6 protein-coding genes are annotated in these 9,385 nt (G+C 56.9%); all 6 read left to right on the top strand.

Going from position 1 to position 9,385, the window contains the following annotated elements:
- Positions 1-114: 114 nt before the first annotated feature.
- Positions 115-1,335: a type VI secretion system baseplate subunit TssF gene (gene tssF, locus C0Z18_RS32070; RefSeq protein WP_102649490.1), complete on the top strand. Its 1,221-nt coding sequence runs from the start codon at positions 115-117 to the stop codon at positions 1,333-1,335.
- Between the two features lie 19 nt (positions 1,336-1,354).
- Entirely contained in the window at positions 1,355-3,187 is a 1,833-nt protein-coding gene (gene tssF, locus C0Z18_RS32065; protein ID WP_102649489.1) for a type VI secretion system baseplate subunit TssF, read from the top strand.
- Between the two features lie 154 nt (positions 3,188-3,341).
- Positions 3,342-5,807 carry a type VI secretion system Vgr family protein gene (locus C0Z18_RS32060; protein ID WP_102649488.1) on the top strand — a complete coding sequence of 822 codons (2,466 nt, stop codon included), beginning with the start codon at positions 3,342-3,344 and terminating at the stop codon, positions 5,805-5,807.
- A 120-nt stretch (positions 5,808-5,927) separates the two neighbouring features.
- Positions 5,928-8,297: a M23 family metallopeptidase gene (locus C0Z18_RS32055; RefSeq protein WP_146014162.1), complete on the top strand. Its 2,370-nt coding sequence runs from the start codon at positions 5,928-5,930 to the stop codon at positions 8,295-8,297.
- A gap of 40 nt (positions 8,298-8,337) precedes the next feature.
- The gene (locus C0Z18_RS32860) at positions 8,338-8,952 is read left to right on the top strand and encodes a hypothetical protein (RefSeq protein ID WP_146014161.1); all 615 of its coding nucleotides are present in this window, start codon (positions 8,338-8,340) and stop codon (positions 8,950-8,952) included.
- 332 nt (positions 8,953-9,284) lie between these two features.
- The coding region (locus C0Z18_RS32040; RefSeq protein ID WP_146014163.1) for a transposase at positions 9,285-9,385 on the top strand (101 nt) is incomplete at its 3' end.

The following is a 9,385-nucleotide window of genomic DNA, read 5'->3' as shown; positions in this document are numbered from 1 at the left end:
GCGGCATCATACGACGCACCAGGGCTTCTTTTCGTTCTGCTGAGTAGGCTTTCATTCATGCCGATTCTACCGCCCCCGGACCTCGTCTAAGATTCAAACGACACGACAACTAGTCTGACGCCGGGGGAGACCGAAGGCGACGGCCGATGGAGGCCGCTGCGGTCGGTGCCGATCAAGCAAGCCGGGTTCGGCAAGAACGATACGCTGCTCGACTATCCGCTGAGGTCGCACCCGGCCTACCAATCGCTGGCCGAATACTTCGGCTTTCAAGAGAAGTTCGATTTCGCGGACGTCGATCTCGCAGCGATGCTCGATACAGCCGGTTCTTGCCGGCGCGTCACGCTCCATGTGGTCCTGAAGGAGGGCCACGGCAACCCGCATGCGGGGCGACTGCTGGAGTCGTTGTCGACTACTCATTTCAGGCTATTTGCGACGCCTGTCGTCAACCTCTTCCGCCAGCGCGGCGAACCGATTCGGGTGACGCACCAAGAGATCGCGTATCCGGTAGTGGCGGATGCGACTCACGCGTCTGCCTACGACGTTTCCTCGGTCGACTCGGTATTGCTTGTACGTCAAACGCAGGAGCAAGACCAGATCATCGAGTTACGGCCGTTTTACGCACAGCGCTACGGCGATGAGTCGCTGGTTGGGCAATACTGGTTCGCCAGCCGAAACGAAGGGGTGGCTTCGTTGAGCCCCGGATACGAAACGGAAATTGCGGTGGTCGACGCAAATTTCGACCCGATGGCCGCGCAGACCGATACGTTGAGTCTGAACCTGACGTGCACGAACCGGGATCTTCCATCGAGGCTGGCGATTGGCCTGGCAGGGGGCGATCTTTTTGTTCAGGACGGCATCGACGGTGCACCGGCGCCCGTTATCTCCATGCTGCGCCGGCCGACGCAGACACTACGCTTCGAGCGCAAAGACGAGCTGCAGTTGCGGCTCGCCTCGCACATGGTGCTCGACCATGTCTCCGTTGCGGATTTACATCTCGCGGCGCTCAAGACGATTTTGGTGCTGTACGACCAGCGACACTCGGCGGTTTCGGCTCGTCAGATCGACGGGATCGTCGGCGTCGAGTCGCGCGATGCAGTGGTCGAGTTGCCCGGCAACCCGTTTCCGACGGAAGTGCAAGGTATCGAACTGCGCTTGACTATCGACGAGCGTCATTTCGTAGGAGCCAGCATTGCGACGTTCGTAGGCGCTATCGATACGTTTCTCGCGTACCACGTACTGATCAACAGCTTTGTGCAATTGATTGTCGTATCGCGGCATACGGGGGAAGAGATCATGCGATGCAAGCCGCGCAGCAGCGACTTGGTGCTCGCGTAAAGAACGGAAGCTTTGGCCGATGACCACACACAACGACGATTTTGACGACGATCTGCTGCGGCACTACTACGAAAAGGAACTCGATATCCTTCGCCGTGACATGCGAGCTTTCGCGCAGCGGAACCCCGAAGCGGCGGTGCGACTGTCGATCAACAGTGATGGACGATCGGACGATCCGGGCATCGAACGTCTCGCACAGTCGACAGCTCTGCTAAACGCCCGCCACAGCGCGAAGATTGACGACGACGATCCGGAATTGTCCGAGGCGTTGATCCGACGAACGTATCCGCAATACCTGCGGCCCTTTCCGTCTTGCTCTGTTGCCCAGTTCGACGTGGGAAGTATGTTCAGCAGGTTGACCGAGCCCGTGCTGGTCGAGCGCGGCACGCTGTTGGAGTCGGCCGTAGGCTCCTTTTCTTTTCGAACCGCGTATGACGTTGTCCTTGCGCCGGTGCGAATCACGGCCGTTCAGTACGCTTCCACACCGGTTATTCCACCCAACGTCACGGTGCCCCGCGATGCCAGCGGGATGATGTCCGTGACTTTTAGTTCTGCCAAGGTTGGTGGACATCTCGACGCTGCGGCGGTTACTACACTGCGCGTGCACCTTGCCGGCCAGCCAGCGATCGTTGCCGCAATCACCGACACGATACTGCTGCGCACGCGGAGCGCATACGTGGAAAATGGCGAGGGGCGATGGATCCGTCTTGCGGATGTCCCGCTTAAGATGGCCGGCTTTGGACCGCACGATTGGTTTTGCACGGATGCGAAGGAGCCGGGTCAAGCATTTGGGCTGCTTGGTGAGTATTTCGCGTTTCCACAACGGTTTCACTTCGTCGACGTTGATTTCGCCGCGCTTTGCGCGGTGGCTCCGGGCGACCAGCTCACGCTGCATCTTGTTGTGACGGACGTCGGGCCGAACTCGCAGACGGCGGAGCAGCTCGGTCACGTTTGCGCCGATCATCTGAAGCTGTTCTGCACGCCCGTTGTGAATTTGTTCAGTAAGGAAGGCGTGTCGCTCAAGTGTGATCGGAAAACCGGTGCTTGGCCGATTGCGATCGAGAGTAAGAACGATGCGCCCACCGAGGTGTGGGCCGTTGAGGGCGTTCGCACGGAGCAGGGTACGCCTCTTCCCTCATCCGACGGGCTGATGACCGCGCATGCGAGTCGGGCGCACCCTAGGTGGACTTTCGTGCAACCACCGCGTTCAAGGTCGTCAGGTGTCACCCGAGAGTCGGCGCTGCATCTTTCCGGCGCCGAGGGCTCAGTGGGAGTGGTGAACGGTCTTGAGACGCTGCTGGCCGATGTGATGTGCAGTAATGGCAACCTACCTCGTTCGCTGACCATCGGTAGCCGGGATGGGGACATGCGAATGGAAGGCAACACGCAAACGACGAGAAAGATCGTGCTGCTGCTGGCACCAACGGCCGTCACCCAGCTTCCGCGCGCAAACGGAGCGCTCTGGAGGCTCATCGGTCAGCAAACAGCGCACGCCATTCGCCTCAATCAAGCTGGCTTGCCGGTCCTTAAACAGATCCTGCAGCAGTTTGCCGCGCTATCGCCGCAGCAAGCGCGACACGTCGATGGGATTAGGGGGCTTCGCCATCGGTCGGTCATGACATTGATGGCAAGAAAGCCGCAGCCAGCGATGGTGCGCGGGATCGAAATCACTTTGGAAATCGACGAGCAACTCTTCGTGGCGAGCAGCGTAGCCGTATTTGCCGGCGTCATGGAGCGCTTCTTTGCGCCCTACGCGCCGCGCAACAGCTTCGTGCAATTGATCGTGGCGTCAATTGGCGGCGCAGTCCTATGGCAGGGGGAACCGATTCGGGGTGCGGGGCCGCTATTGTGAGTAGGTAATGATTGCCTGGCTTGCGGTGTGATTCGGAAATATTTTCTCAAAAACTTTAATCGATCCGAATTGCGCTTGATCTTATTTCGCGCTCCGCAATTTCCTCTGTAAAATCGCCCGACTTTGAATATTGGCGTTTCTCCCAGGCTTGCCAATGAATACCAACCTGTCTGTCCAAGATCTGCTCAAGCTCGCTTCGGGGATGCAGAACAATCGGCTATTGAGGCTGTCGTTTCCGCAGGGCGATGCCCCATACGACATCTTGCTCGTGAACCGCCTCGAAGGCGAGGAATACCTCTCGCGCGATTTTCGATTCATCGTTGAGATCCTGTCCGACAACGCCAAGCTCGACCCGAAGGATTTCGTCGACAAACAGATCTCGGTGGAGCTGCTGCGAAATGACGGGAGCTTTCGGTACTTCAACGGTTACATCTTCGCGTTTCGGTTGGTTAAAACCGATGGCGGCATTGCGTTCTACGAGGCTGAAATGGGCCCATGGGTCCGCTATTTGACGCTGCGTAAGAACAATCGGCTTTTCTTGGATCAACCTATTCATGGCCAGACCGCAGACATCTTCAGCGACTACGGTGCGCTGGCGGTATGGGATTGGAGTGTTCGCGAGAAGGACCCGGTGATACCGATGGCGTGCCAGTTCGACGAGCACGACCACAACTACGTCCATCGCCGCTGGGAGCATCGTGGTCTGTGCTACTGGTACGAGCACACGGCAAAGGAACATAAGCTGATCGTCTCCGATCCGAAGCGCAGCGAGCCTGCGATTGACGGCCCCAGCCCAGAGATTCCCTACCAAGACAAGGCCGGCTCGCAGGAAGCGGACGGCATTAAGTCGTGGTCGGTCATTCATCAAAGCACGTCCACGCACGTAGCGGAGTCGCGTACCGACTTCAAGCACTTCACGCTGAATGCGCGTAGCGGTGGGTTCGTCGATTCGCGAACCGATGCATGGAAGGACAGTGGCAAGCAAAAGCTCGAGTCGTACCGGTATGCAGGCTCGTTCGGCCATCAGAACACGGAAGACGGTCAGAAGCTGACCGACGTGCAAGTGGAAGCGATCGAGGCAATCGCACGTCAGTGGGAGGCAACGGGCAACAACCGGTTCGTGATGCCAGGCCGGTGGTTCCAGTTGACCGATCACTTCGGCTACTCGATCAGCAACGACAAGTACGACGACGAATACTTAATCACCTTCGCGCACCACGTCGCGACGAACAACTATCTTCAGGGTGTGGGTGCGCCGGCGACGTATAGCAACCGGTTCAGGTGCGTGCACCTGCGCACACCATGGCGGCCGGCTCGCGGCTACAACAGTGTCGATACGCGCATTCTGGCGCCGCAGACGGCGATGGTAGTCGGGCCGGAGGGCGAGAGCCTTTATACGGACGCGTATGGCCGCGTGCTGGTGCAGTTCCACTGGGACCGGGAAGGCAAATATACGACGTGGGTGCGAGTATCCACCGGTTGGGCGGGAGGCAATCAAGGCATGACCGCTTTGCCCCGGATCGGCTCCGAGGTGATCGTCATGTGGTTGGATGGGAATCCGGATCACCCGATCATCACCGGTAGGCTGCACGGGCGCGACAATATGTCGGCGTGGCAGTTGCCGCACCAGCGCGCGTTGACTGGCATCCGCAGCCGCGAACTGGTCGGCGATCAGGGTAATCAGGATGGCGGGCGTAGCAATCACTTGGTTTTTGACGATACGGCCAATGCTATTCAGACGCAGCTCCGCAGCGATCATGCGGCCAGTCAGTTATCGCTTGGGAGTATCACTCGCGTTGAGGACTGGCAGGGCAGGCAGGATGCGCGCGGCGAGGGTTTCGAGTTGCGCACGGACGCGGTCGGGGCGATTCGCTCGGGCAAGGGGATGTTGGTTAGTACCGAGGCCCGTCCAAAAGGCAATTCGCACATCTCGGACGTGAGCGAGCCGGTGTCGCGTCTTGCGCAAGCACAGACACTGCACAACGAACTCGGCAACTTGGCTCAGCAGCATCGAGCGCAGGACAGTGGGGGGGATCAGGTCAGTGTGGCCGACGTGTTGCAGGCGCAGGTCGACGGCATTAAGGGCGGCTTGAGTCGCGGCGGCGATAGTTCGTTTCCCGAACTAAACCAACCACATCTGCTGCTGGCGGGTGCCGGTGGCCTGCAAGCAACGACGCCCGCAACCGTCCATGTCAATGGGGGCGACCACGTCGCAGTCACCGCCGGGCGCAATGTCTCCGTCACCGCCAGAAAATCGCTCTTGGTGAGTGTGCTCAGCAAGATCAGCCTTTTCGCGCAGAACCTCGGAATCAAATTGTTCGCGGCAAAAGGGCCGGTCGAGATCCAAGCGCAGAGCGACAAGATGGCCCTCGCGGCTCTCAAGGACCTGTCGATCTCCAGCACAGACGGCAAGATAGTCATCACCGCCGCGAAAGAGGTTTGGATCGGTGCGGGCGGTTCTTACATCCAGATCAACGGCAATGGAATCGTCAATGGCTCTCCGGGGCCGATCGTCGAAAAAACCCCGAAGTGGAGCAAGTCTGCTGCCGACACACTGCGCCAGCCGCTTCCGACTATGCCTCAAGGCGACCCTACCGATATTTCAATGCTTTCCCACTGAAACAGAATGATTATCAGTCCTCCGTTCTTGCCGCAGGTAACTCCGCCTCAGCCCGTTCATCCGTCAAACCCTGAGGAGAGTCCACCGGCGCACCCGGCAGTTGCACCCGAGGACCCGCTCATGGACGCCGTGGACGGGATGGCGCTGCATCACGGTACATACCCGATCTCGTGGGATCGTGGCTGGCATACCGGTGTCCATCTAGTGCCGGGTGATCAGCATATGCCGGTGCGAGCGATTGCGGACGGCACGGTGGTTGCCTATCGGGTCTGCGAAAAACCGTTGCCTGATATGTCCGATAAGCTCAATTGCAATGGCGGATTCGTCCTCCTTCGCCATGAGAAAGAGACCGGCCAGGGACGTACGCTACGCTTTTACTCGCTGTATATGCACCTGCTTGATCTCGAGGGCATGAATGCAGCCGGGTTGCCGCCGGTCTGCAGCAATAAGCCATTCGCAATGCCTCTGTGGGCCCAATGTCCAACTGGCGTAGCTGTGAGCGGAAACGGCGAGAAAGTGCACCGCAAGGACATCATCGGCTATCTGGGCAAGTGCAGCGACATGTGGGAATTGCACTTTGAGATCTTCATGACGCAGGAAGATTTCGACGCGTATTTTGGCCCCACCCAACTTGGGGCAGCGAAGGTGACGACGCCAACCGGCAGCGATTGTTGGGGGCATTCATATTACGTGATCCCCGCCGGTCAGCACTTTCACGCCTTACCCACGCAATTCGGTGCGGAGTCGCAGCGACTGGAAGACAAGGTAACCCTGCAAAACATCAAACCTAAAGGCACCCGTGGGTCGATCGGTTTCGAGCGGCTTAAAGACGGTACCAACGCCGCGACGCTGTATGTCGAGGTGTTCTTCTGCCTGGGTTCGAAATACACGAACGTCTGGTGCGAGACGCCACAGGGTTTGAAATTGCTGACACCTCAGCCGGTCTGCGAACAGGGTTACGAGTACGTCATGTATGAGCGCGCTCGTGACCTCTACGGACTTTGCCCTAGTGACGGATACGAACTGCTGCGCTTCGGCCGGATTCTGGGAAACGAGACTTTACCCGCCTCGCCAGCATCCGCGAACCCGGATCTGGTGTGCTCTGCGGAGGAGGATCATCGGCAGACTTGGTTTCGCGTCACGTTTGCCCCGGGTCAAGAGGGATATATCGACATCAATGCTAAGGCGATACAGAAGGTGTCGGACGCGGATTTTCCCTCATTCATGGGCTGGCAGAAGATTCATGATGACGGCCACGCACCGGGGAAGCCCGCTCCTGGACCGAAAGGTGCTGCTCCGCGCAAGCTGTCAGACAGCGACGGTCGGTGGAGTCCACATGCGCTCATGGAACTGCTGCAGAAGATCGTGTCGAAAGGAAACCTTGACCCGCTAAACGAGTGGGTCAAGGGGACCAGCAAAGAAGAAGTTGGTCAGAAGACCGCGACTATGAGGCAGGTCGTCAGTGATCCCGTCGTACGCGAACTGCTCAAGGGCTTTATTTGCGAGGCGGCGAGCGAGTGGGACGCTGCAAACGTGGAACAACGGTACGGTTGGCTGAAAAGTGCAGGACAACGGTTCGAGAACGATCAGGCCGGCTATGACAAGTTTCTGAAGTTTGCGCGACAGTTCCAGTTTTGGGACAAAACGGGCTTGCCCGCTGGGGCGAAGCTATGGTACTTCCACCCCCTCGCATTCATCCGGCACTTCAGGAAATGCTCATGGCTGGCAAAGGAGGAAATGCAGCAGCTGTTGCCGACCCAGTATATGGATGAACATGGGAATTGGTGTTTAATTCGGCAAAATCAGTTAGGTGCGCGGGATTCGTTTATTTCTAAATTCCGAGTCGACTTAAATAAGTCGCTGTGCAAGTATGGCATCAATACGCCTGCGCGCATGGCTGCATTTTTTGCGCAATCGATTGTCGAAACACAGTGGTTTACAACAACGAAGGAGGGTGCGGGGGAGCATGCTGCGTACGCGCCATGGTACGGACGTGGATTTCTTCAGCTCACCAATTCAGGGGGTGACGTGAATATTGAAAGCAGTAATTACTATAACTATTTCCGCTGGCGAGCGCGCTTTCCTGAACATGCTGGGCAATCTCAAATAGTCCAGTGGCGCGAAGATTTGCAGAATGTTTCCGATGACGCCACGCAGAGCGCGGGATTTTATTGGATTATGCCGCAGTTTTCGGCGAAATCTGAGCATTATGCGGAGCGTACATCCTTTTATGCTGATACTCCCGCACCTAACGTTCGCTTGGTTCAGGGTAAGCACGCCTACTACAGCAACGAATCCGCTAGGAGAGTTGCCGCTTACGTTAATATACCAGGCGCGATCTACCAACAGCATACGGTCAATAATTTGCCGGAGCGCTATTCCTGTTACGCCAATGCGCTTGTTGTGCTGACGGATACACCCGTATTTGAAGATGCGCGTGGGCGAGATGATGAGGTGCCCGATAGTTTTGTTTTGAGGGAGTCGTGGTAGTAAATCTCCGTATCTTTCTTTTTAAGGCGAGGCTTCCGTCGTGAATTTTAAACGTACGCTTGTGTTGTTAATCGGTCTATGGGTGCTTGGCACCTCTGTGGCCCAACCGACATCTTCTCAGAGCGATCTTTTGCCGAAGAAGGGCATGAAAAGGCATCGGATGAATATCGGAGCTTGTCATTTTGTAATAAATGATCCGTTTTCTGGGGTCGCCTCCGATGGGAGTGGCAGTATGACAGGGCCCTATGCGTTATACAAAGCGACTATCAAGAAGAAAGGGGGGCTTAGTATGCAATTCCAATGCGGCGATAATTACAATGTGAAGGCTTGTGATGCGTTTGAGGGTGAGATTTATGCGCAAGGAGGGTCGATAATGGATGCTGATCCTCCTATTCCAGACTCGGATAAAATCAATGATTTTGTATTGAAATCCGTCAACGGGATCGGTAGGGTGATTGTGTACAATCAAATCGAGGACGCGACGGGGCCTGGTGACCAAGATGGTAGGAGCTTGTCGTTTTGCTTGACATCTCCTAAAGGTGCAACTTTGTTGGGGTTGGCTACGGTTATGGAGTCCAGGGGCGATAAAATTGATCTTACCGAAGAGGCCATTCGCGTTGTTAAAGGAATCGAATTTCACGATATCCAGAAGTGATTGATGGGGTGACTGTGCCTTTGGTTGCGCTGTCCGTAATGGTGGTGATACCACATCGGTACGTTGAAAAACGTGATACTTCTAAAAAGCTTCAGCGTAATTTTCGGATTTTCCGTCGATGAGTAAAGCATCTGTTTGCCATGGCGATCCGACCACCACGGGTGGCAAGGTTATCGCGACCGCATCGACCATGTTCGACGGTGATCGGCGTATCGCACTCGATGGGGAGATGGCCACTTGGAGCGGCCCCCTGAAAGTCCGGACACAGTCTCCCACTTACAATAGCGGGTAGGCATACGACTGTGTTTTTGACTAACACCAATCAAGAAGTGATGGATGTATTGACGGGACCCGAGCGCCGGCGGCGGTGGTCGGTAGAAGAGAAAGTGGCGATGGTCAGGGAGAGCCTCGAGCCGGGCAAGACGGTCTCGAT

This window comes from Trinickia dabaoshanensis, assembly GCF_002879885.1.
In the GTDB taxonomy this organism is placed as follows: Bacteria; Pseudomonadota; Gammaproteobacteria; order Burkholderiales; family Burkholderiaceae; genus Trinickia; species Trinickia dabaoshanensis.
The sequence above is the reverse complement of the archived record's forward strand: the minus strand, read 5'-3'. Positions and strand labels throughout refer to the sequence as shown.